The sequence below is a fragment of the Archangium violaceum genome (genome assembly GCF_016859125.1).
GTDB lineage: Bacteria > Myxococcota > Myxococcia > Myxococcales > Myxococcaceae > Archangium > Archangium violaceum_A.
In genome coordinates this window covers 12102248-12124164 of record NZ_CP069338.1, presented here as the reverse complement: position 1 = coordinate 12124164, position 21917 = coordinate 12102248, and the positions used below count along the sequence as shown (strand labels likewise).

The 21917-nt window shown below is 69.2% G+C and carries 19 protein-coding genes and 2 pseudogenes; 9 read left to right on the top strand and 12 right to left on the bottom strand.

The window, feature by feature from the left end:
• Positions 1–35 precede the first annotated feature (35 nt).
• Positions 36–653, top strand: coding sequence for a mannosyltransferase family protein (locus JQX13_RS55130; RefSeq protein ID WP_239014380.1), 618 nt, complete (start codon positions 36–38; stop codon positions 651–653).
• A gap of 255 nt (positions 654–908) precedes the next feature.
• Positions 909–1121, top strand: coding sequence for a hypothetical protein (locus JQX13_RS55125; protein ID WP_239014379.1), 213 nt, complete (start codon positions 909–911; stop codon positions 1119–1121).
• On the opposite strand, the gene JQX13_RS56715 is transcribed toward JQX13_RS55125, so the two are convergent.
• The gene (locus JQX13_RS56715) at positions 1109–1324 is read right to left on the bottom strand and encodes a hypothetical protein (protein WP_430384135.1); all 216 of its coding nucleotides are present in this window, start codon (positions 1322–1324) and stop codon (positions 1109–1111) included. The genes JQX13_RS55125 and JQX13_RS56715 overlap by 13 nt on opposite strands.
• Here JQX13_RS56715 and JQX13_RS56710 point away from each other — a divergent pair.
• A pseudogene (locus JQX13_RS56710) lies at positions 1250–1426 on the top strand (methyltransferase domain-containing protein); the annotation flags it as partial. The gene JQX13_RS56715 and the pseudogene JQX13_RS56710 overlap by 75 nt on opposite strands.
• 113 nt (positions 1427–1539) lie before the next feature.
• Here the strand turns inward: JQX13_RS56710 and JQX13_RS51145 are convergent.
• Positions 1540–2263: pseudogene (locus JQX13_RS51145) on the bottom strand (ChbG/HpnK family deacetylase); the annotation flags it as partial.
• 4 nt (positions 2264–2267) lie between these two features.
• The gene (locus JQX13_RS51140; protein WP_203406620.1) at positions 2268–3068 is read right to left on the bottom strand and encodes a glycosyltransferase family 2 protein; all 801 of its coding nucleotides are present in this window, start codon (positions 3066–3068) and stop codon (positions 2268–2270) included.
• Positions 3069–3215: 147 nt separating this feature from the next.
• On the opposite strand from JQX13_RS51140, the gene JQX13_RS51135 reads away from it, so the two are divergent.
• The 3 genes from JQX13_RS51135 (at position 3216) to JQX13_RS51125 (ending at position 7377) form a co-directional block, all read left to right on the top strand.
• Complete coding sequence (locus tag JQX13_RS51135) at positions 3216–4157, top strand: GGDEF domain-containing response regulator (RefSeq protein ID WP_239014378.1); 942 nt, start codon at positions 3216–3218, stop codon at positions 4155–4157.
• Between the two features lie 182 nt (positions 4158–4339).
• The gene (locus JQX13_RS51130) at positions 4340–5917 is read left to right on the top strand and encodes a response regulator (RefSeq protein WP_430384235.1); all 1578 of its coding nucleotides are present in this window, start codon (positions 4340–4342) and stop codon (positions 5915–5917) included.
• A 20-nt stretch (positions 5918–5937) separates the two neighbouring features.
• Positions 5938–7377, top strand: a complete 1440-nt coding sequence (locus JQX13_RS51125) for a sigma-54-dependent transcriptional regulator (protein ID WP_203412602.1) — start codon at positions 5938–5940, stop codon at positions 7375–7377.
• Here the strand turns inward: JQX13_RS51125 and JQX13_RS51120 are convergent.
• The gene (locus JQX13_RS51120) at positions 7374–8705 is read right to left on the bottom strand and encodes a replication-associated recombination protein A (RefSeq protein WP_203406619.1); all 1332 of its coding nucleotides are present in this window, start codon (positions 8703–8705) and stop codon (positions 7374–7376) included. The genes JQX13_RS51125 and JQX13_RS51120 overlap by 4 nt on opposite strands.
• Before the next feature lie 101 nt (positions 8706–8806).
• On the opposite strand from JQX13_RS51120, the gene JQX13_RS51115 reads away from it, so the two are divergent.
• The 3 genes from JQX13_RS51115 (at position 8807) to ygiD (ending at position 11498) form a co-directional block, all read left to right on the top strand.
• Positions 8807–9652 (top strand): NAD(+)/NADH kinase, encoded by an 846-nt coding sequence (locus JQX13_RS51115; RefSeq protein ID WP_203406618.1) that lies wholly within the window; start codon positions 8807–8809, stop codon positions 9650–9652.
• A 6-nt stretch (positions 9653–9658) separates the two neighbouring features.
• Complete coding sequence (locus JQX13_RS51110) at positions 9659–10429, top strand: YdcF family protein (protein ID WP_203406617.1); 771 nt, start codon at positions 9659–9661, stop codon at positions 10427–10429.
• A 271-nt stretch (positions 10430–10700) separates the two neighbouring features.
• Entirely contained in the window at positions 10701–11498 is a 798-nt protein-coding gene (gene ygiD, locus JQX13_RS51105) for a 4,5-DOPA dioxygenase extradiol (protein ID WP_203406616.1), read from the top strand.
• 30 nt (positions 11499–11528) lie between these two features.
• Here the strand turns inward: ygiD and JQX13_RS51100 are convergent, their stop codons facing one another.
• From JQX13_RS51100 to JQX13_RS51065, 8 genes are all read right to left on the bottom strand, one after another.
• Positions 11529–12422, bottom strand: coding sequence for a LysR family transcriptional regulator (locus tag JQX13_RS51100; RefSeq protein ID WP_203406615.1), 894 nt, complete (start codon positions 12420–12422; stop codon positions 11529–11531).
• A gap of 19 nt (positions 12423–12441) precedes the next feature.
• Positions 12442–14091, bottom strand: coding sequence for a bifunctional metallophosphatase/5'-nucleotidase (locus tag JQX13_RS51095; protein WP_203406614.1), 1650 nt, complete (start codon positions 14089–14091; stop codon positions 12442–12444).
• Positions 14092–14220: 129 nt separating this feature from the next.
• On the bottom strand, positions 14221–14967 hold the full coding sequence (locus JQX13_RS51090; protein ID WP_203406613.1) for an MBL fold metallo-hydrolase: 747 nt from the start codon (positions 14965–14967) through the stop codon (positions 14221–14223).
• Positions 14964–15464: a pantetheine-phosphate adenylyltransferase gene (gene coaD, locus JQX13_RS51085; protein ID WP_203412601.1), complete on the bottom strand. Its 501-nt coding sequence runs from the start codon at positions 15462–15464 to the stop codon at positions 14964–14966. The genes JQX13_RS51090 and coaD overlap by 4 nt, the downstream gene beginning before the upstream one ends.
• Positions 15464–16711, bottom strand: coding sequence for an MFS transporter (locus JQX13_RS51080; RefSeq protein ID WP_239014376.1), 1248 nt, complete (start codon positions 16709–16711; stop codon positions 15464–15466). Before JQX13_RS51080 ends, coaD begins: the two co-directional genes overlap by 1 nt.
• The gene (locus JQX13_RS51075) at positions 16708–17313 is read right to left on the bottom strand and encodes a TetR/AcrR family transcriptional regulator (protein ID WP_203406612.1); all 606 of its coding nucleotides are present in this window, start codon (positions 17311–17313) and stop codon (positions 16708–16710) included. Before JQX13_RS51075 ends, JQX13_RS51080 begins: the two co-directional genes overlap by 4 nt.
• Before the next feature lie 158 nt (positions 17314–17471).
• Positions 17472–19553, bottom strand: coding sequence for a hypothetical protein (locus JQX13_RS51070; RefSeq protein ID WP_203406611.1), 2082 nt, complete (start codon positions 19551–19553; stop codon positions 17472–17474).
• A gap of 46 nt (positions 19554–19599) precedes the next feature.
• A complete protein-coding gene (locus tag JQX13_RS51065; protein WP_203406610.1) occupies positions 19600–21843 on the bottom strand; it encodes a hypothetical protein in 2244 nt (747 codons plus the stop codon).
• Between the last annotated feature and the right edge of the window lie 74 nt (positions 21844–21917).

The following is a 21917-nucleotide window of genomic DNA, read 5'->3' as shown; positions in this document are numbered from 1 at the left end:
GACCCTGGCGGGGTTCTGGAAGGAGCCTGCGCCGCATGCGTCTCTTCGTGTCGCGTACCCTGGCTCTCGTCATCCTGACCGCCGTCATCGCCTGCGCGGCGGCGGCGGGGGCCGGTGCCTGGCGTTTCCACCACAAGAATCCACAAGCCCCGGTGGTGCGGCTCGACGAGTACGTGGTGATGGGCTGGGTGGGGTGGGACTCGAGCTGGTACATGCGCATCGCCCAGGAGGGGTACCAGTACGTGCCCGGAGCGCAGAGCTCGGTGGCCTTCTTCCCGCTCTATCCGTTGGCCATCCGCGCCGTCGAGCAGCTGGGCCCGAACGTGTACCAGGCGGGGGTCCTCGTCACCCTGCTCTGTGGTCCGCTCGCGCTCCTGCTCTTCTCGCGATGGGCACGCCTTCGCGTGAAGGACGAGACCACCGCGCTCCAGGCGGGGTTGCTCCTCGCCCTGTATCCCTTCACCTTCTTCCTCTATGGAGTGATGTACTCCGACGCGCTCTTCCTCCTGCTGGTGGTGGGCGCCTTTGGAGAAGGGGCACCTGGTGCCGGCGGTCCTGCTGGGCGCGATGGCGACAGCGGCGCGGCCGGTGGCGCCCGCGGTGGTGCTGGGGCTGGTGGCCCGCCGGCTCGAGTGGAAGCGCGAGCGGGGTGAGCGCTGGAGTGCCCTCGACTTCTTGCCGGTCCTGTCCTCGCTCGGCTTCGTCCTCTCGCCTTCGTCGACGCCCAGGTCGGCTGGGGACAGACGCCCGGCTGGGAGTCGTGGCTGAAGCTGTACTGGTTCAAGACCGTCTTCTCACCCGAGTCCAACGCCGAGACCGTTCTGCGGCTGTGCCTCCACGCGCTGTTGACCGTGGCGGCGCTCGCGTTGGTGTGGCCCACGTTTCGGCGGCTGGGGTGGGGGTATGGCGTGTTCTGCGCCGCCCTCGTGGGCATCCCCACCCTGTCGACCAAGGACTTCATGGGCATGGGGCGCTACCTCATCTCCGCCTTTCCCCTCTTCCTCACCCTCGCGCTGCTGCTGCGCGACCACCCGCGCGTGCGCCACGGACTGCTCGCCGCGGGGGCGGTGGGGCTCGTCCTCCTGTCCGCCGCCTTCGGCCTGGACCACTACGTCTCGTGAATGCTCCCCTCCCGCCAGCTCTCGCGTTGTTCTCCCACTTCCCCCCGGCCGAGCGCTTCCACGTGCATGCCCGGGCCTTCTCCGCGCCGCTCGAGGCCGTTGCCGCCCGTGTACCCACAGGTGGGTCCGTGGCCGACGTGGGCTGCGGCCATGGACTGCTCTCCGCGCTCCTCGCCCTGGGGGACTCCCGTCGCATCGTGCATGGGGTCGATCCCGACCCACGTAAAATCGAATGGGCCCGGCGGGGTCCTGGTCGTCTCCCCAACGTGAGGGCGGAGGTGGGGACCGTGGAGTCGCTCGCCGAGCGGCTGCCCGGCCACTTCGACGCGGTGGTGGTGAGCGATGTCCTCTACCTGCTCCCGGTGGAGCGTGGTGGAGTCGATGCTGCGCCAGGCCGGCTTCACCCCGCTCGAGATGGCGGATCCTCCGGCACGTGGGGTCGGCCCTCGCCCGGGTGGCAGCCCAGCTCGAAGTCTCCTTCCGGCAGGGACTCCAGCAGCGCGAGCAGGGCGGACTCGGTGAGCTGGCCCGCCTCGAAGATGCCGCCCGCGCTCACCCGCCGCACTCCGGGCTGGGGCCGTGGCGCGATCCGGGCCAGCAGCGAGAGCAGCGACGTCTTCACCGCCGGCCCGGGGGCCCGCAGCCAGGACACGCGGGGCAGCCGATCCGGCCAGCGCAGGGGCAGTCCTTCCCGCCGAGCCAGGGCCTCCACCACCGGCCGCACGCCCGGCAGCAGGTGCAGGTGTTGGTGTGCGTCCAGGTGGTCCACCTCCACGCCGAGGGCCCGCGCACGTTCCACCTGCGCGGCGAGCTCCAACTCCAGCTCTTCCCGGCGCACCTGTCCGGTGAGCCACGCGCGCGCGAAGTCCGCCCAGCTCGCGCGCAGGCGCCCACCCGGGGGCCACCGTGGGCACGTGCGAGGCGGGCGCCGCCGGGGGCAGCCGGGTGGAGAGGGCCAGGTGGACTCCCAGGGCGAGTCCCTGCGCCCGGGCCCGGCCCACCGCTTCGGGCGCGTCGGGGCCCATCACCAGCACGGTCGCGCTGGTGACGATACCCTCGCGGTGTGCCCGGAGGATACCCGCATCCAGGGCCGGATGCAGCCCGAGCTCGTCCGCGTTGACGACGAGGCGCGTGCGAGCCACCGCTCTACCCGTGGCCGCGCGTCCGCTCTCGCTCGCGTGACGGGCCGTGCAGCGGGGCCACCGAGGGCGGCAACCGCACCGGACGCTTCGTCGCCCGGGGCCAGCGCGTCTGCGGGTACAGCTTCGCCAGCTCCCGCACCATCTTCACGATGACGGCGGGCGAGGACAGTGTGGACACCCCGCGCGTGCGCGGGAAGTAGTCCACCCCCATCTGGAACACGCGGAAGCCCTGGTGGATGGCCTTCACCACCAGCTCCGCGTCGATGAAGGAGCCCTGGCTGTTGAGCTCCACCGCCTCCAGCACCCGCCGGTGCATCACCTTGAAGCTGAAGTTGATGTCCTTCACGTGGACACCGAACAGCGTGCGGATGAGCAGGTTGTAGGCGAACGAGTAGGCGATGCGCTGGGGTCCCTCGCTGGTGCGGTCGAACCGGAAGGCGCAGATCATGTCCGCCTCCAGGTAGTTCATCAGATGCAACGCCCGCTCCAGCTCGTTCAGGTCGAACGGCAGGCCGATGTCCGAGTAGACCACCACGTCCTTGGTGGACGCGGACAGGCCCGTGCGCAAGGCGCCGCCCAGCTTCAGATTGACCGGGTGGGTGATGACCCGGACCTGGGGGATGCGCGCGGCCAGCTGCTCGCAGATTTCCTGCGTGCGGTCCGTGGAGGCGTCGTTGACGATGATGATCTCGAAGTCATCCGTGAGCCGGGGAAGAACGTCCATGGCGCGCGCCACGGACCGCTCGACGTAGTCCTCCTCGTTCCACGCGGGGAAGAAGAGGCTGATGCTGGGGGATTTGCCCACGATGAAACCTCGGCGCTACGCCAGGGTGACTGAGGTTGCGTGATGGGGCTGGCTATCAAACATTGCTGGGCGATCGCAATCCAACGGTCGCTCCGCTTCACCCGGCCGTGGTAGCGTGGGTGCTTGGGCTTGGTTTCGGGGAACGATGTGGGAGACAGGCGCCTCATTCTGCTGGTGGACGAGTTGCCGGAGCGGCACGCCGAGCTGGCGAGCACGCTGGAGCAGGAGGGTTTTTCCGTCAGGCTCGTGGCGGCGGGCCCGGAGGCCCAGCGCCGCATCGACGAGGCCCAGCTGGTGCTGCTCGGCCTGGGTCCCGCCGGGGGGCCTTCGCGCGCGTTGTTGCAGCACCTGATGGCCCGGGACGACGAGGGGAAGGGCCCCCCCATCGTCGCGCTCGTGCCGGCGGAGGAGCGCGCGGCGGTGCTGGCCGTGCTGCGGCTGGGCGCCGAGGTGGTGTGCACGCCGGTGGACTCCGAGGAGCTGCTGGCCCGCATGGCTCGCTGCATCCAGGAGCGCGAGCGTCTCAACTCGCTCATCACCCGCGTGGCCGCCCTGGAGCGCCTCTCCATCACGGACGGACTCACCGGCGTCCACAACCACCGCTACTTCCAGGATCGGCTGCGCGAGGAGTTCCGGCGCGCCCAGCGCTACGACGATCCGCTGTCGCTCATCCTCATCGACCTGGACCACTTCAAGGCCTTCAACGACGACCATGGCCACCAGGTGGGCGACATCGTGCTGTGCGACGTGGCCGCCTCGCTCCAGCGCAGCGTGCGTGAGACGGACCTGCTCGCCCGCTATGGAGGCGAGGAGTTCGCCATCCTCCTGCCGCGCACACCTCTGGCCGGCGCCCTCACCGTGGCCGAGCGCGTCTGGCGCGAGCTGGGCGCCCTGCACACCGGCCCCCAGCGGACGTTGCGCGTCACCGCCTCGCTGGGCGTCTCCGCCTTTCCCCACCACGCCGTCAACAACGCCGAGCAGCTGGTGCGCTCCGCCGACCAGGCCCTCTACCGGGCCAAGGACGAGGGCCGCAACCGCATCTGCGTCCACATCTCGCCCATGCCGCTCACCGGCCTCGCCTCCCGCTAGCCTGCCTGGGTTCGCGTCCTGGGTCAACATTGACCCGATTCATGGGTCGGGGTATTGAGGGACCCAGGGTGGGCGTGAGCCCCGGGTGTGGAAGCACCCGGTATCAGGGGGCTTTGCGAGGCGGTGGATGTTGGCAGCGTCATTGCAAACGCTCGGGTCTCGGACCCAGGACGAGGTTGCCACTGGAACTGGCGCAGACACAGGGAGTGGTGCCACGCGGACGGCTGCTGCTGGTGGACGACGAGGAGTACATCCTGAAGTCCATCCGGCGGGTGCTCCGTCGCGGCGATTGGCAGATCGAGACGGCCTCCGATGCGGAGGAGGGCCTCAAGGCCCTCGAACGCTTCACGCCGGAGGTGGTCATCTCCGACTTCAGGATGCCGGGCATGAACGGCGTGGAGTTCCTCAGCCGGGTGAAGGCGCAGGTCCCACGGGCCCAGCGCATCATGCTCACCGGTCAGGCCGATCAGCAGGCGATCGAGGAAGCCATCAACCGCTCGGAGATCTTCCGTTTCATCTCCAAGCCGTGGAACGACAGCCACCTGGTGCTCACGGTCAAGAGCGCCTTCGAGCAGTACGCGCTCCAGGCGGAGAACGAGCGGCTGCTCCGGGTGACGCAGCAGCAGAACGAGGAGCTGCGGCGGCTCAACGCGGAGTTGGAGACCCGCGTGGCGCTGCGCACGCACCTGCTGAGCCAGGCCAAGCGCGAGTGGGAGTTGTCGTTCGACTCCATGGACACGCCGCTGGCCGTGGTGCGCCGCGATTACGGCGTGCGCCGGGCCAACAAGGCGTACACGGTGCTGGCGGGTGAGCGGCTCCAGGGGACGCTGTCCGAGGAGGGCAGTGATCAGCTCTGCCACAAGCTGCTGTTCGATCGGGACACCCCCTGCCCGGGCTGTCCGCTGCCCGAGGCGCTCGAGGCCGGCAAGGGCGTGCGCGCGGAGATCAGCCAGCGCGGACGCACCTACGCCATGGCCGCCTACCCGCTGACGGGCGAGGGGCGCGCGGTGTGTGCCTACCGCGACATCAGCGACGAGCGCGAGATGACGCGCCGGCTCATCGAGACGGAGAAGATGGCGGCGGTGGGTCAGCTCGCCGGCGGTGTGGCGCATGAGATCAACAACCCGCTGGGGGGCATCCTCGCCTTCGCGCAGTTGATGAAGCGCGACGAGGGCCGCAGCGCCTCCGACATGGAGTCGTTGGAGCTCATCGAGGAGAGCGCGCTGCGCTGCAAGCGCATCGTGGAGAGCCTGCTGAAGTTCAGCCGTCACAGCAAGACGGAGGATCGCCGCACCTTCCAGCTCAACAAGTGCGCGGAGGACTCGGCGGTGCTCTTCGGGGCCCAGCTCAAGGCCTACCCCAAGGTGCGGCTGGAGCTGCGCCTGACGCCGGATCTCCCGGATCTGTTCGGCGATCCGGGACAGTTGTCGCAGGTGATGCTCAACCTGCTGCAGAACGGACTGCACGCGCTGCCGCCCTCGGGCGGGGTGCTGACCCTGGAGACGGGCAAGGACGGCGACCGCTGCTTCTTCCGGGTCATCGACACGGGCAGTGGCATCGATGAACGCTACGTGGCGCGCATCTTCGAGCCGTCCTTCACGACGAAGCCTCCCGGCCAGGGCACCGGCCTGGGTCTGTCGATCGCCTACCGGATCGTCGAGGACCACGGCGGCATCTTCAAGGTGGACACCCACATGGGTGAGGGTTCGCGCTTCACCGTCTACATCCCCATTCCCCTGCAGCTCGAGAGGTTGCCGTGAACCCGCAGTCGTCCAGCGCCATGAAGCGCGCCAAGATCCTGGTCGTGGATGACGATCAGATCGTCCTCAAGGCGGTCACGTCCATCCTCAGCCGCGAGGGCTACCAGGTCGTTTCCATCGACGACGCCGTGGAGGGACTGACCGCGGCGAAGGACCCGTCCATCGACGTGGCCGTGTTGGACATCAAGATGCCCAACCTGTCCGGCATGGATCTGCTGCGCGGCATCAAGGCGGCGCGGCCGGACGTGGAGGTCATCATGATGACCGCCTTCGCCACCGTGGAGACGGCGGTGGAGGCGGTGAAGTCCGGGGCGTACGACTACCTCACCAAGCCCTTCGAGAACATCGACGAAGTGAGCATGACGGTGGCCAAGGCCGCCGAGCGCAAGGCCCTGAGGGACCGGGCGCGCGCGCTGGAGGAGGCGCTCACCGCTCGCAACCAGTTCGAGGAGCTGATCGGCCAGTCGTCGCAGATGCGCGCCGTCTTCAAGCTGGTGGAGACGGTGAGCCACTCCACGGCCACGGTGCTCATCCAGGGCGAGAGCGGCACGGGCAAGGAGCTGGTGGCGCGGGCCATCCACTACCGCAGCGCGCGCAAGGACAAGCCCTTCGTGGCGGTCAACTGCTCGGCGCTGACGGACACGCTGCTGGAGAGTGAGCTCTTCGGCCACGTGAAGGGCAGCTTCACCGGAGCCACCTCCAACAAGAAGGGCCTCTTCGAGGCCGCGGACGGCGGCACCATCTTCCTCGACGAGATTGGCGACGTGCCTCCCGCCACCCAGGTCCGCCTGCTGCGCGTGCTGCAGGAGGGCGAGGTGAAGCGCGTGGGCGCCAACGAGCCGGTGAAGGTGGACGTGCGCGTCATCGCCGCCACGCACGTGGACCTGAGCCGGGCCAAGGAGCAGGGCAAGTTCCGCGAGGACCTGTTCTACCGGCTCAACGTCATCACCATCGACCTGCCGCCGCTGCGAGACCGCCCCGAGGACGTGCCGCTGCTGGCGCACCACTTCCTCAAGCTGTACACGGCGAAGGTGGGCAAGCGGGTGACGGGCTTCACGCCGCGCGCCATGGAGGCGCTCACCTGCAACCGGTGGACGGGCAACGTGCGCGAGCTGGAGAACGTCATCGAGCGCGCGGTGGTGCTCACCTCCAAGGAGGTGTTGGACGTCGACGACCTGCCGCCGGGCTTCCAGGACGCGCCGCAGGCCGGGGCCCAGGTGGAGGTGTTCAGCCTCGCGCACCTGCCGTATGCCCAGGCCAAGCGTCTGGCCATGCGCGCCTTCGAGCGGCGCTACCTCACCGCGCTGCTCGAGAAGCACAACCACAACGTCTCCAGCGCCGCGCGCGCCGCGGGCGTGGATCGCTCCAACTTCCGCCGCCTGCTCAAGCAGTACGAGGTGGCGGGGCGCTCCATGAAGCGCTCCAAGGAGGACGATGACGCCCTCGAGGTGGCGTCCTAGCCTTCCTCTCCCGGCTCGCGGGTTCGGCCCGCGAGCTGGCGTTGGATGTCCTCGTAGCGCTCGGCCAGCTCCTGCTCGAGCCCGTTGCGCGAGGGCTGGTAGAAGCGCCGGCCGCGCAGGGCCTCGGGGAGGTAGTCCTCGGGGACGTAGTGGCCCTCGAAGTTGTGCGGATATTTGTAGCCGGCGCCGTACCCGAGCGACTTCATCAGCTTCGTGGGCGCGTTGCGCAGGTGCATGGGGACGGGCAGGGGCCCTCCCTCGGTGACGGCGGCGCGGGCCGCGGCGTACGCGGTGAGCACCGCGTTCGACTTGGGCGCCAGCGCCAGGTACGTCACCGCCTGGGTGAGGGGCAGGGTGCCCTCGGGCAGGCCCACCAGCTCGAAGGCCCGCAGCGCGTCCACCGCCACGCCCAGCGCCCGTGGGTCCGCGTTGCCGATGTCCTCCGAGGCGAAGATGACCATGCGCCGGAAGATGAAGACGGGGTCCTCGCCCGCCTCCAGCATGCGCGTCATCCAGTAGAGCGCGGCGTCCACGTCCGAGCCCCGCATGGATTTGATGAAGGCGCTGACGACGTTGTAGTGCTCCTCGCCGGCCTTGTCGTAGAGCAGCGCCTTGTGTTGCAGGGTCTCCTCGGCGATGGCCTTGTCCACCCGGGGGCCGCCGTGCGCGGCCGCCGCCTCCAGTGCGGTGAGGGCCCGGCGCGCGTCTCCCCCCGAGGCCTGGACGATGAAGGTCAGGGCTTCGTCGTCCACCTCCACCTTGCCACCCAGCCCCCTGGGGTCGGCCACCGCCCGGCGCAGCAGCGCCACGAGCTCCTCCTCCTCCAGCCCACGCAGGGTGACGACGCGCGCTCGGGACAGGAGGGCGGCGTTCACCTCGAAGGAGGGGTTCTCCGTGGTGGCGCCGATCAAGGTGACGGTGCCCTTCTCCACGTGGGGCAGCAGCGCGTCCTGCTGCGCCTTGTTGAAGCGGTGGATCTCATCCACGAAGAGAAGGGTGCGCTGGCGGTGCAGCCTCCAGCGCTCCTGGGCGCGGGCCACCGTCTCCCGGATGTCCTTCACGCCGGAGAGCACGGCGGAGAGGGACTCGAAGGCGGCGCCGGTGGAGCGGGCGATGACGTGGGCGAGCGTCGTCTTTCCCGTCCCCGGGGGCCCCCAGAGGATGAGCGAGGGCACCTGATCCTGCTGGATGGCCCGGTGCAGGAAGCGCCCCTCACCCGTCAGGTGCTCCTGCCCGACGAATTCCTCCAGGCGGGTGGGGCGCATCCGTTCCGCCAGGGGGGCCAGCAAGGCCTCGTCCTTCCGGCTGGCATGCTCGAAGAGGTCCATGGAGAAAACCTGCGGTCCGGGTACCACGTGTCACAGGATCATCGGAGGGTCCATTTCGTCCAGCGCTCTCCTGTCCGTCTGGATTAGAACCCTTCTTCATCGTGCAGACCCTGGTGCTCGTAGCGAAGAAGGACAAGCCCGAGGCGGCGGAGCTCGCCGCGCGAATCCGTGAACGCTATCCCGCGCTGGAGGTGCTGGGCGACCGGCTCCTGGCGCATACGCTCGGATGGCAGAAGGTGGACGACCGGGAGCTGGCGGCTCGGGCGGACCTGGTGGTGGTGCTGGGCGGGGATGGCACCCTCATCCACGCGGCCCGGCTGCTCGACGGAAGCCCCAAGCCCATCCTCGGGGTGAACCTGGGCAGCCTGGGCTTCATGACGGAGATCCCCGTCGATGGGCTGTTCTCCGCCCTGGATGATGTGCTCGCCGGCCGCTTCAAGGTGGACTCCCGGATGAAACTCACGTGCCGGCTGATCCGTGAGGGCAAGGTGGTGGTGCAGGACGAGGTCCTCAACGACGTGGTCATCAACAAGGGCGCGCTGGCGCGCATCGCGGACCACGAGGTGTCCATCGAGGACGTGCCCATCGCCACGTACAAGGCGGATGGCGTCATCCTGTCCACGCCCACCGGCTCCACGGCGTACGCGCTGTCCGCGGGGGGTCCCATCGTCCACCCGTCGGTGGATTGCACGGTGCTCGCGCCCATCTGCTCGCACGCGCTCACGCACCGTCCCATCATCGTTCCCGCGGACCGCACCATCCGGGTCGCCCTGCGGAGCGAGACGGCGGACACCTTCCTCACCCTGGACGGGCAGACGGGTCACAGCCTGCGGTGCGAGGACATCATCGAGGTGGTGCGCTCGCCCAACCGGGTGTCCCTGGTGCGCAATCCTCGCGTGGGCTACTTCACCATCCTCCGGCAGAAGCTCCACTGGGGCGAGCGGTAGCACGGCGTGTTCGTCTTCCTGTCGAAGCTGTTGGATCTGCTCCTCTCTCCGCTCTCCTGGGGATTGCTCCTGGGGGTGGCGGGCCTCGTGGTGCGCCGGAGGAGGGCGAGGCTCGCGGCGTGGCTGCAGGGGCTCGGGCTGCTGGTGCTGTACCTCTTCTCGACCCAGCCCGTGGCCACCGGACTGCAGCGTTGGGTGGAGGCGGGCGTGGTGTCCACGTACCGGCCGGAGGAGGTCTACGACGCCGTCATCGTGCTGGGAGGAGCGGTGGACTCGTCCGCCACCGAGCGCTCGGGCCTCCCCGAGTACAATCAACCAGTGGAGCGCATCCTCCGCGGTTTCGAGCTGCTGCGGAGCGGACATGCGCGCAATGTGCTGCTCGCGGCGGGCACACTGGACATGAGGCCAGAGGCGCTGGTGGAGGCCGACGTGCTGGCGAGGCAGTTGCGGATGTGGGGCATCGAGCCCGAGCGCATCTTCACCGAGAAGCGGAGCCGGAACACGCGGGAGAACGCGGTGGAGTCGGAGCGCATCATCCGGAAGCAGGGGTGGACGCGGCTGGTGCTGGTGACGAGCGCGGCGCACATGCCGCGGGCACTGGGCACCTTCGAGGCGGTGGGGCTGAAGCCGGACACGCTGGCGGTGGACGTGCGAGCGCACGAGTGGGATCTGCACAGCGCATCATGGCAGCCGAGGGCGTCCAACCTCTCCGCGGGGACGGACGCGCTGCGAGAGCTCTTCGGCCGCCTCGTCTACCGGCTGCGCGGCTGGGCCTGAATTCCCTCTCCCCCTGGGAGAGGGCCAGGGTGAGGGTATTCGCTCCTGTCACTGTTCCACCCTGGGAACAGTGATTTGCCCGACTGGAGCTGGTGCAACGCCGGGTCGCCGAGCATGATCTCCTGACTCGCGAGCACCATTCATGTCCCCCTACCGACCTGGCCGACGCAGTGTCCTCAAGGCCGCCGCACTCGGCGCTGCGACCCTTCCATTCCTGGGCTGTCGCGATTCGGCTCGCGCCGAGCGTCCGGTCCAGGAGGGGAGCTCCACCATGACCACCTCTTCTTCCGGATCCCGCCTGCCGGTGCTCTTCATCGGGCACGGCTCCCCCATGAACGCCATCGAGGACAACACCTGGACGCGAAGCTTCAAGTCGCTCGCCGGGCAGCTGCCCAAGCCGAAGGCGGTCCTCGCGATCTCCGCACACTGGTTCCTTCCCGGCACCTTCGTCACCGGGAACGAGCGCCCGCCCACCATCCACGACTTCGGGGGCTTCCCTCGCGCGCTCTACGAGATGCAGTACCCGGCCGCTGGCAGCGTCGAGCTCGCGCGGCGGGTGGTGGAGCTCCTGGGACCCTCTCGCGCGTCGATCCAGAACGACTGGGGCCTGGACCATGGCTCCTGGACCGTGCTCCACCACCTGCGTCCCGCGGCGGATGTCCCGGTCGTGCAGCTCAGCATCGACGCGCGGCTCGCGCCCTCCGAGCACCTCGCGCTGGGCCGCGCGCTGGCCGGGCTCCGCGACGAAGGCATCCTGGTGATGGGCAGCGGCAACGTGACGCACAACCTGCGCCATGCCTTCAGGAGCATGCAGTCGGGCGAGAGCACGCCCCCGAAATGGGCCACGAGCTTCGACGAGGACGTGGCGAGGGCGCTCGAGCAGCACGACGGCGCGTTCCTCTCGCGCGTCATCGAGACCGAGGCGGGGCGCATGTCGCACCCGAGCATCGATCACTTCCTCCCGCTGCTGTACGCCGCCGGCGCCGCCAGCGACCGGGATCCGGTGCGCTTCCCCATCACCGGATTCGATCTCGGCTCGCTGTCGATGCGCTCCGTGCTCTTCGGCTGAGGCGGGTGCCGAGGCCCAATCCCCCGCGGCTCAGCCCGCGTTGGGATGGGCCGAGAGCGGCCGTCCCTCGAGGAAGTCGAGCAGGAAGTCGCGAAAGGCGGACACCTTCCTCGGGACGTGCTGGGTCCTCGGGTACAACAGCACGAGCGTCGTCGACCGTTGCGTATAGCGCGGCAGCACACGGACGAGCTGCCCGGACGTCACGTCCGCCTGTGCGAGGAACGTGGGGAGGCTGGCGATGCCAACGCCCGCCTTCACCGCCTCGCGCATGAAGAGCATGTCGTCGGCGAGCACGCGCGCGTTCTTCTCCGAGAGGCCCAGCTCGTCCAGGTATTTGCGCCCCCGGAACGCGACGAAGTCGTGGTGGGCCAGGTCCTCGGGCGTGCGAGGCGTCCCGCGTCGTGCGAGGTACGTGGGCGAGGCGAACAGCTGCACGTCGATCGTCCCGAGCCGCCGCACCATCAGCGATGAGTCCGCCAGCTTCGCTCCAGAGGCGCGGAGCGCGAGATCGAACCCCTCCGCCACCAGGTCCACGTTCAGGTTCGTCAGGCGGCAGTCGACGATCACCGAGGGATAGCGCGCGGTGAAGCGCGCGATGACCTCTGGCAGGAAGGTGGCTCCCATGTCATTCGGCGCGGTGATCCGAAGCTTGCCCGAAGGGGCCTCCTCCCGCTCGGGCAGGGTCCCGACCGCTTCCCGCAGCGAGGCGAGCAGCGGCGCCGCTCGCTCATACAGTGCCGCGCCGGCGGTGCTCAGCGAGACGTGCCTCGTCGTGCGGTGGAGCAGCTGCGCACCGACCGAGGCCTCGAGACTCGCCACGCCCCTGCTCACGGACGACTTGGGCAGCCCCAACTTCCGGGCCGCCGCCGAGAAGCTACCGGTCTCCGCGACGGCCACGAAGAGTCCGAGGAGGTTCAGATCCATGGGCCGCGGACGAACGCGCCTACTGCGCGGCCTGGGCAGCGGCCGCCGGGCAGGTGGGGGCGTTCGGGTCGTCCATCTTCGCCAGGTCGCGCGCGCCACCGCGCAGCCGCTCGATGCGGCCGTCCGTGACCGGGGCGATGGCCTCGGCGGAGGCGAAGGCGTCGCGCAGCACGTCCTGCGTGGTCTTCCCCTTCTGGGGCGATACCAGGTACTTCGCGCCCTTGAACATGGTGTACCCGTCACCGCCCTCGGCCATGTACGAGTTGGTGGCGAGCGTGTACGTCCGCTTCGGCTCGAGCGGCTCGCCATTCACGGTGACGCGCACGATGCGGTCACCCGCGGGCCGGCACACGTCGAAGGCGTAGTGGATGCCGGAGACCTGGGGGAAGCGGCCCGGGTCCGCCTCCTCGGCGCTGCGGCTGACACCCTGCTCGAGCGCCTGGCGCAGCACCGCGCCCGTGACCTCGATGCTCACCACCGAGCCCGGATAGGGGTGGATGGCCAGCACGTCGCGCCGCAGGAGCGGACCGGGCCTCAGCACCGAGTCCGAGCGGATGGAGCCCCCGTTGATGATCGCCACCTCCGCGCCGGTGGCCTTGCGGTAGGCGTCCGCGACGAAGGAGGCCAGGTTCGTCTCACGGGTGCGGTTGGCCTCCTCGCTGGCGTCCAGGGTCACGGCGGTGCGGCCCACGGGCTGGGAGAGTTCGGCCGTCAACGCGTCGTACTCGCGCATGGCGGCGGCGAAGGCCGGATCCTCCGGAACCTCGGGCGTGATCGGCATCACGTCGAAGTCCATGCTCTTGAGCTTGTGGCTCCGGGTGCCCACGTGCAGGGTGACGCGCCCCAGCTCCCGCGCCTCGGAGGACATCTTCACGATGGGCGTGCCGTTGGACACCGCCTGCATCATCACGTGCTCGTGGCCTCCGATGATGAGATCGATGGGCGCGCAGCGGGCGAGCACCTTGTCCTCCGCCACGAACAGGTGGGTGAGCCCGATGATGATCTGCGCGCCCTGCTTGCGCATCTGCGGCACCAGCTCGCGCGCCTTGGCGCACGTGTCCGTGAAGTACACGTCCGGTCCCGGCTTTGAGCTGTACTTCGTCTTGCCCAGCAGCACGCCGAAGATGCCCACCTTCACGCCGCCCACGTCGCGGATGACGAAGGGCGGGGTGTCCCCGAAGGTGCGGCCCGTCTTCTTGTCCATCACGTTGGCGCCCAGCCAGGTGAAGTGGGACTCCTTCATGCGCTGGCGCATCACGTCGGGGCCGAAGTCGAACTCGTGATTGCCCAGCACCGCGTAGTCCAGACCGAGCGCGTTCCACGCGTCGATCATCTGCTTGCCCTTGTGGAAGGTGGACTCCACCGAGGGCCCCAGCGTGTCACCGGCCATCAGGAACAGCGTGTTCGGGGACTCGGCGAGCACCTGCTTGCGCAGCGTGGACAGCCGCCCCAGACCACCGCGCTCCCCGAAGTCCACCGGGGTGAACTGGTACACGTCGTTGACGTGCAACAGCGTGAGGGTGACGGTGGGCTCGTCGTCCTGCGAGGGCTCGGGAGCCGCGCTCGTGACGGGCGCTGGCGCGCTCCCCGATAGCGAAGCACAACCAGCGAGGAGCAGGGCAGCCAGGGAGGAGGCCAGGGGGCTCGACAGGCGGGACGGATGGGACATGGGATGTTCGTTGGGGCCGCGAATCTCCCACGTCCGGCGCGCGCGTGCATCTTTCGCGTGACGCACACGTGACGCGCCGTGGCGGCGGAGGCGGAGCGGAGTACCGCCCGACCGCTCGGTAGGTGAGCTCTACACGCTGTAGCGGCGCCCCTGGGCGAGCGGCTCGATGTTGCTCGCCCGGAGGTCGAAGTCATCCGGGTAGTGGATGAGCCGCATCCTCGCGCGCAGGGGGGCGGGTAGGGCGGCCAGCTTCGCGTAGGGCGTGTGCACGCCGTAATTCGTCTCGTGCACCACGAGGTCCGCCTCGGAGAGCCAGGCGATGAGTCCCTCGTCGTAGGCGGTGTCCGCGCTGTAGCCCAGGCATCGCCCTCCCGCGCGGATGCGCAGGGCCGTGGTGGGGACGTGGTGGTACGTCATGCGGCTCTCGATGGAGAAGGGCCCGAAGCGCACGGGCTCCTTGGTGGAGAGCGCGAGGGGCTCGAAGTAGTCCTCGAAGCCGTGGCGCTCGGGTGCGCCTCCGGGCTTGCGGATGAGATCCTCCATGCCCGCGGCGAGGTGTCCCTCCCAGAGCCGGCGCGTCACGTCCGGGTGGGCGAGCAGCCGCAGCTTCCGCTTCAGCACGAAGAAGGAGAAGTAGCCGAGCCCCTCCACGCCCGAGCTGTGGTCCGCGTGCAGGTGGGTGAGGACGAGGCCCGACACCCGGTCCGCGTCCAGCTCCACGCCCGAGGAGAGGCTGGCCTCGCGCATCATCTTGCGGATGGGGTGCGGACAATCCAGGAGCAACACCTGGCCCTCGGCCTCGAGCGCCAGGCACGAGGAGTAGTGCAGCGCGGAGAAGGCATCCCCTACGCCGAGGGTGACGAAGGACAGGCTCATCGAGGGCTCCGGTGGGTGGGGGGGTTCATCCGTTGGCGCAGCTTCGCCGCGACGGCGGGCGGGCAGAAGTCCGAAACGTCCTCGCCGCGCTCCAGCTTCTCCTTGAGCGCGCTGCTGCTCACCGCTGCGAGGTGGGCCTCGGCGGGGAGGAAGAGGGTGGACAGGTCTGGTGCCAGGGCGCGGTTGGCCTGGGCCAGCGTCGTCTCGAATTGCGCATCCGTGGCGCCCCGTACGCCACGGAGCAACACGCTCGCGCCGATGGCCCGTGCGTAGTCCACGATGAGCCCCTCGGTGCTGGACACGGTGACGTTGGGGTGGAGCGCCACCACCTCGCGCAGCAGCTCCACGCGCTCGGCCACGGTGAGGAGGGTGCGCTTGTCCGGGTTGATGGCCACCACCACGACGACGTGGCCGAAGAGCCGAGCGGCCTGGCGGATGACGGACAGGTGGCCGGCGGTCACCGGGTCGAAGCTGCCGGCATAGACGGCGATGGTCATCACGACACCTCCGGTTGTTCCCCGGACACGAGCGTTCGGGGCGGATGAAAGGTGAGCGCCACCCAGGCCACGGCCACGGCGCACAGGGCCGCCGCGAGCGTGAAGTGCCACGCGTAGCCGAGCGTCTGGGCGCTGAAGCCACTCACGGCCGCGGCGCCTCCGGTGGCCAACACGACGAGCGAGGCCTGCACCGTGTAGTCGGACGCGGCGTGCTCCGGGCGGCAGATGTCCATCATCACCGTGAAGAGGGCCGCGGTCGCCATGCCGCTCGTGAGGTGCTCCACGCCGCAGACGACCGCGAGCACCGGAAGGGAGTTGGCCCCGTGCGCGGCCAGCGCGTAGAGGAGCACCGCTCCCGCTTGCAGGACGCCGAAGACGAGCAGCGCGCGTCGCTGGCCCAGCCGGTTGACGAGCGCCCCTCCCGCGAGCGCGCCGAGCAGCCCGGTGGTGAAGCCCACGAACCCGAGCATCCATCCGACTTGAGACAGGCTCAGCCCCACGTCGACCAGGAAGGTGCGCAGCATTCCCGTCGCCAGGTTCTCACCCGCCTTGAAGAGGACGAGCAGGGTGAGCCACGTGCCCGTGCCGGGGCGGCGAACCCAGTACAGCAGGGACTCGCGGAGCCAACGCCCCATGCCCACGTGTTCGCCTCGGGGGATGGGGGAGGGGGGCTCGCGGAAGAGCGCCACCGGCACCGTGGCCACGAGCAGCAGCAGCCCCAGGCTCAGCAGGGTGGGGCGCCAGCCCAGCGCATCGAAGAGGATGAGCATGAGCCCTCCACCGAGGATCATCCCCACCCGGTAGCCGGCCACCTGGACGCCGTTGCCCCAACCGAGCTCCTCGGGCTCGAGCAGGTCCACCGCGAGCCCGTCCGTGGCCACGTCCTGCGTCGCCGCCAGCAGGTTGACGAGCAGCACGGCCACCAGGAGCGTCGTCACGCTCACGGTCCCCTCGGGAAGGGAGAGCCCCAGGAGCAGCGCCGCCGAGAGGAGCTGCAACGGGAGGATGTAGCCACGCCGCCGTCCGAGCCTCTCCGAGCCGTGGCGATCCATCACCGGGGCCCAGAGGAACTTCAGCGCCCAGGGCAGCGCGAGCAGGTGCGTGAGCCCGATGGCTGGCAGCGACAGGCCCTGCTTGCGCAGCAGCACCGGGAGCGCCTGGGTGAAGAATCCGAAGGGCAGACCCTGCGACAGGTAGAGGCTCGTGAGCAGCCCGAGCTTCAGCGGCGTCTTCAGCGCGGTCTTCATGAGCCCTCCGAGGCGTCCGCCGCGTCGAGCAGCCCCGCGGCCATGCGCTTCACCGTGCTCGCGGCGGAACCTGGAGGGATGAGCCCCGGGGCCGCCGCGGCCAGGACGAAGTAGCCCTGCACCGTTGCGAAGAGACCCGCCGCCACCGCGCGCGAGCGTCTGCGCCCGATGCGCGTGGCGACCAGCTCCTCCAGGAACTCCAGGTCCGAGCGGACCACCTTCTCGTAGGCCGCGCGTACCTCGGGCTGCCGCACCGCCTCCGCGCTGATGGTCACCCACGCCGCCACCGAGGCTGGATCCGCGTCGTCACCCGTGGCCAGGTACGCATCGATGAAGGCATCCACCTGCGCTCGGGCGCCGCTCCTCACCCGCTCCACCCGCGCCTTCACCCGCTCGCGCACCCGCCCCGCGAGCTGCTCCACCAGCGTCAGGAGGATCTCCTGCTTCTCCGTGAAGTGGTAGTGCACCAGCCCCGGGCTCAGCCCCGCCGCCCTGGCGATCTCCGAGATGGACGCGCGCTCGTAGCCTCGCTCGGCCATGACGCGCAGCATCCCCTCGACGATCTGCTGCCGGCGTTCCTCCGTATTCGATGGGCGGGCCATCCGCGGCTCCATTTATAGGTTGGTTGACCAACTTATATGGCCGTGGAGGCGCGGCGTCAACCCGAGCCCGGTTCCGGGTGGTGTCGGTGGGTTGAGCCCCCTATGCGCAGACAACCGCGACCATTTCCCCTCTCCCAAGGGGAGAGGGGAGAGCAGGCTCAGGGCTTGTGGAGGATGGCGGAGTCTCCCACGAGCCACACGTCGGACGTGGAGGCGGCCCATAGCCCTCGCAGGGCGCGGCCGGTGCCGGTGTGCTCGGAGGTCCACCGCGAGCCGTCGTAGCGCAGCAGCGTGCCGTTCTCGCCCGTGGCCCACACCGAGGACGAGGACGTCCCCCAGAGCGCGGTCAGGTTGGTCGTGGTGCCACTCGTCGAGCTGGACCAGGCATTGCCGTCATGGTGCAGCAGCGTGCCGTTGGCTCCCACGGCCCAGATGTCCGAGGGCCCGCTGCCCCAGACTCCGTGGAGGTCCGCGCCGGTGCCGGAGCTCATCCTGGACCAGGCGTTGCCATCCCAGCGCACGATGGTGCCCGAGTCGCCCACGGCGATGGCCAGTGAGGGACCCTGGACCCAGACATCGTTGAGCGCCTTGCCCACTCCGGTGGGCTGGCAGGCCCACCCGGAGCCGGTGTTGTGCAGGGCCAGTCCGGCTCTGCCCACGGCCCAGACGTCCGTCTCCGAGCTACCGTGGACCGCGAGCAGCCCCTGGGGATGCGAGGAGAGCTCCTCCGTGTAACCCGTGCCGTTCCACCGGTAGATGCGGTTGGAGCTGGTGTCACTCCCTGAAGTGACGATCCAGACGGCGTTGGCCGAGGCCGCGTAGAGGCCAGAGGCCGAACTGGAGCCGTAGCTGGGGAGCTGGTACCAACCGCCGCCATTCCAGTGCATCAACCGGGAACCCACCGCCCAGAGGTTGGTGGCGCTGATGCCATGCACGTCCTGGAGGGAGTCACCCAACGCGCGGGCGGGTGCCTGCCTGGTCCATGCGCTGCCGTTCCAACGTTCGACGTGACCCTCCTCTCCCAGCAGCCACATGTCGTTCGAGCTGCTGCCGGCGAGCGCACCATCCCTGCCGGAGCCCACCTTCTTCCATCCCGTACCGTTCCATTGGTAGCGCAGGCTCTCGCCCACGGTGAACAGGGCGGAAGAGTCGACGGAGTGCACGTGGAAGAGCTGGTCGTCGATGCGAAGGCTCTCGGAGAGGCCGCCGGGCGTAACGCGGTAGACGATGCCGTAGTCGTTGCAGAAGAAGCAGGGGTCCTCGGAGGTGACGGCCCAGACGTCGTTGGGGCCGGCGCCCGTCACCTCGTAGAGGGGCAGGGTGGTGCCCGCGTCGATGGCGGCGAAGGTGGTGCCATCGTAGTGACGCAGGGTGCCGCCGTTACCCACGACCCAGACGTCGTTCGGGCCACTGCCCCACACGTCGTTGAGCTTCTGGGTGGTGCTTGAGGTCACGGGCTTGAAGCCGCTGCCCTGGTTGCGCAGCACGGTGCCAGAGTTGCCCACGGTCCAGACGTCATTCGACCCGGAGGCCCAGAGGGCGGAGAGGTTCTGGGTCGTGCCGGAAGAGACGGGAGAGAAGGCCGCGCCCGAGAAGCGCAGCACGGTGCCAGAGCTGCCCACCGTCCACACGTCCGTGGCGGACACGGCGTGGACGTCGTTGAGGTCGCTGGTCGTGCCGCTGGACACACGCGACCACTTCGTACCGTCCCAGTGCTGGATGTGGCCGCCCTTGCCCACGGCCCAGCCATCATTCGTAGCGCGGAAGTGGGCTCCATTCAGGGCGTAACCATGGGGAAGAGGGGCCTCCCAGCACCAGCCGTCCTCGTTGCACCAACGCTCGGCGGCGGGGATGGCGCAGGTGTTGGCCCGGCCTCTGCCACCGCATACCTCCGGGGCGGTGCACGTGCCGCAGGAGAGCGTTCCACCGCACCCATTGGATGGTTCGCCGCAGTTGGCCTCGAGTTGCTCGCACGTCAGGGGTTGGCAGCCCGCGTCGGGAGCGCTACCCGCGTCGGGCGTGCTACCCGCATCCGGTCGAAGGATCTCCCCCGGACGGGTGCAGAGCTCGACAAAGGGTTCCTCGGCGGGCGTGCCCGAATCAGCGGGGTCCGATGGCGACGAGGGCGGATCGTCTCCGCAGGCCGGGAGCAATGTGAGCGTGACGAGTGCGAGCAGGAGCATGCTCCTGCGCTGGCCCTCGTGGGCCGCTCGTATCGAGAAGGCGGGGTCGTGTGTCATGGATTCTTTCAGGGAGAGGTCGTGAGGGAAGGGAGAGAGGCGGACTTCAGGGCTTGTGGAGGATGGCGGAGTCGCCCATGAGCCACACGTCGGACGCGGAGGCGGCCCACAGCCCTCGCAGGGAGTGGAGGGTGCCTGTGCGCTCGGGCGTCCACTTCGTGCCGTCGAAGCGCAGCAGCGTGCCCTTGTCTCCCGTGGCCCACACCGCCGTCGGGGAGACGCCCCAGAGGGCATTCAAGGTGCTCGAGGTGCCGCTCGCCACGGGACTCCAGTTGATGCCGTTGTAGCGCAGCAACGTGCCGTTGGCGCCCGAGGCCCAGATGTCCTTCGGCCCGCTGCCCCATACGCTCTCGAGCGCCGCGCTGGTGCCGGAGCTCATCGTGGACCAGGCGGTACCGTTCCACATCTGGATGGTGCCCGCGCCTCCCACGGCGATGGCGAGCGAAGGTCCATGGACCCAGATGTCGTTGAGCGCCGCCGTCGCGCCCGTGGGCTGATGTGTCCAGCGGGTGCCATCGAAGTGGATGGCCTCGCCGGAGGTGCCCACGGCCCAGACGTCCGTCTCCGAGCTGCCGTGCACCGCGAGCAACCCCTGGGCGTTGGACGCGAGCTCCTGCACGAAGCTCGTCCCATTCCAGCGGTAGATATGGTTGTAGTCGCTGTCGCTATTCCCGAAGGAGTCGTAGGAAGATTCGAGGGTGATCATCCAGACTGCGGTGGGTGAAGCCGCGTAGACGCCCCGGGTCTGGATGAACGACGAGTCGTAGGGGGCGGTCCGCTCCAACCAACCGCCGCCGTTCCAGTTCTGTATCTGGCCTCGACTCCCCACCGCCCACACGTTGCTCGCGGCACTGCCGTGCACGTCCTGGACGTTCATCGACAAGCGGACCGACGTCTGTATGGACCACTGCGTTCCGTTCCATCGCTCGACGTAGCCGTAGTCGTCCAGGAGCCACACATCGTTGGGGTCGCTGCTCGCGAGGATTCCTCCGCTACGTCCGGAGATCGCGCGCCAACCCGTGCCATTCCAGAGGTAGTGCGAGCCATCACCCATGGCGAACGTGGTGGAGGGGCCAGCGGAGTACACGTGGAAGAGCTGGTCGTCGATGTGGAGGCTCTCGGAGAGGCCGCCGGGCGTGACGCGGTAGACGATGCCGTAGTCGTTGCAGAAGAGGCACGGGTCCTCGGAGGTGACGGCCCAGACGTCGTTGGGACCGGAGCCCGTCACCTCGTAGAGGGGCAGGGGGGTGCCCGCGTCGATGGCGGCGAAGGTGGAGCCATCGTGGTGACGCAGGGTGCCGCCGTTACCCACGACCCAGACGTCGTTCGGGCCACTGCCCCACACGTCGTTGAGCTTCTGGGTGGTGCTTGAGGTCACGGGCTTGAAGCCGCTGCCCTGGTTGCGCAGCACGGTGCCAGAGTTGCCCACGGTCCAGACGTCATTCGACCCGGAGGCCCAGAGGGCGGAGAGGTTCTGGGTCGTGCCGGAAGAGACGGGAGAGAAGGCCGCGCCCGAGAAGCGCAGCACGGTGCCAGAGCTGCCCACCGTCCACACGTCCGTGGCGGACACGGCGTGGACGTCGTTGAGGTCGCTGGTCGTGCCGCTGGACACACGCGACCACTTCGTACCGTCCCAGTGCTGGATGTGGCCGCCCTTGCCCACGGCCCAGCCATCATTCGTAGCGCGGAAGTGGGCTCCATTCAGGGCGTAACCATGGGGAAGAGGGGCCTCCCAGCACCAGCCGTCCTCGTTGCACCAACGCTCGGCGGCGGGGATGGCGCAGGTGTTGGCCTGACCACGGCCACCGCACACCTCCGGGGCGGTGCACGTGCCGCAGGAGACGACGCCCCCACAGCCATCGGGCGCGACGCCGCATTCACCTTCGGCGGGCTCGCATTGCTTGCGCGGGGTGCAGCCGCACACGTTGGCTCTGCCTCCGCCGCCGCACGTGGTGGGTGCGGTGCAGCTTCCACAGGACAGCGTTCCTCCGCACCCGTCGGACACCTCGCCGCAATCGGTTCCGAGCTGTGCGCACGTGCGCGGGGTGCAACCGCAGGTGTAACTCTCTCCGCCACCGCCGCACGTGGACGGCGCGTCGCAGCTTCCACAGGACAGTGTTCCTCCACATCCATCGGACGGCGTGCCGCAGGTGGCCCCGAGCTGCTCGCAGGTTTTCGGAGTGCAGGGTTCTTCGTCGGATTCGTCCCAGAAGAGTGGGATGCAGCAACCGGTGAACGAGATGCTGGCGGCGATGGTGGCCGTCAGAAGGAATGTGACGCTGCGTGTCATGATGGCTCCCCCGGGCGCATGACCGCTGCCGGAATTCCCGGTGCCGCGAAACTCTCGAGCGCCCCTTGAGTGTG